The following is a 1,086-nucleotide window of genomic DNA, read 5'->3' as shown; positions in this document are numbered from 1 at the left end:
GGAAAAGATGTAGGAAAAGCTGGGCCAACGCCCCTACCCTCAGAAGGAATAGGAGACGCAGTTCAGATATCGCTCACAGCAGGAAAGCGCGCTGCTCCGGCTGGCCCAACTGGACCGAAGCTGCATATTTGGGCGTTATGAAGAACAATAGTCGAACAAGGTCCAGTTGGGCCTGGCAGGTTTAGCCCTGAGCCTTGCCAGTTCTTCGCGGTCAGAGATGCTCACGTCAACCGTCCCGCATCTTGATCAGCTTCGCGGGGATGCCACCGACGATGCTGTAAGGGACGACATCCCGGTTCACCACGGCGCCGGCCGAGACGATGCTGCCCTGCCCGATGCGGACCCCGTCCAGGATCTTGGCGCCGGCGCCGAGCCAGACATCGTCCTCGATGACGATCCCTTTGCCTGTGATTGGCTGCTGGTTCATCGGCAGGGAGAGGTCCCCGTATTCGTGATCGCCCGAGACGATATGGCAATGCCCGGCGATCAACGCGTTGTTGCCGATGTCGATTCCGCCGAACCCGTTCAGGATCGCATAGGCCCCGACGAAACAATCATCCCCAAGCGTAACATGCCCCTCATAGCCGGTCTCGAAACGCACGCCCTGGGCGACCTGGTTTCGCGCCCCCAATCGGACCGAGGCCGCAGTGCTTTTGATATCGAAGCAGACATGCTCGTCGACGAGTGTACCCTCGCCGACAAAAAACCGTTTCGGGCAGCGCAGCGTGACATTGCGGGAAAACGCAACACCGCGTCCGCAATCCCCCAGAAACCACGGATAAAACTTCTGGCGCAGGAACACGCCCGCCGCACCGGGGAAACCAGCGAAGAGGGTCACATAAAGCTCGTAGCGGATGAAGGCACCGATGCGGTCGCTGCCGACGACCCGTGCCATGTATTTTCTGAACGCGCCGCCTTCACGGTGCACCAGGCGATCGGATTTTATGGGTGAAGACAAACGAACTCCCTTCGTTCCAGCTTGAGGCGCAACGGGTTTAGCCGCAGCGCAGTCTGGCATCTCTGCCAAGATCTTTGAAGAGGGTCAGGACGTTATCGCACAGCCAGAGGGGGCAGCCGTTTCGGCGC

General features: G+C 59.8%; 1 protein-coding gene. It reads right to left on the bottom strand.

All coding sequences use genetic code 11. The annotated features are described in order from the left end of the window. Positions 1-226 precede the first annotated feature (226 nt). Positions 227-895, bottom strand: coding sequence for an acyltransferase (locus tag A2I95_RS41395; protein ID WP_051371801.1), 669 nt, complete (start codon positions 893-895; stop codon positions 227-229). Positions 896-1,086: the final 191 nt, after the last annotated feature.

It is taken from the genome of Leisingera sp. F5 (genome assembly GCF_001593695.1).
The sequence above is the reverse complement of the archived record's forward strand: the minus strand, read 5'-3'. Positions and strand labels throughout refer to the sequence as shown.

Excerpts from the sequence above, each read along its gene's own strand:
- A2I95_RS41395 (WP_051371801.1), bottom strand. The coding sequence starts at position 895 with ATGGCACGGGTCGTCGGCAGCGACCGCATCGGTGCCTTCATCCGCTAC.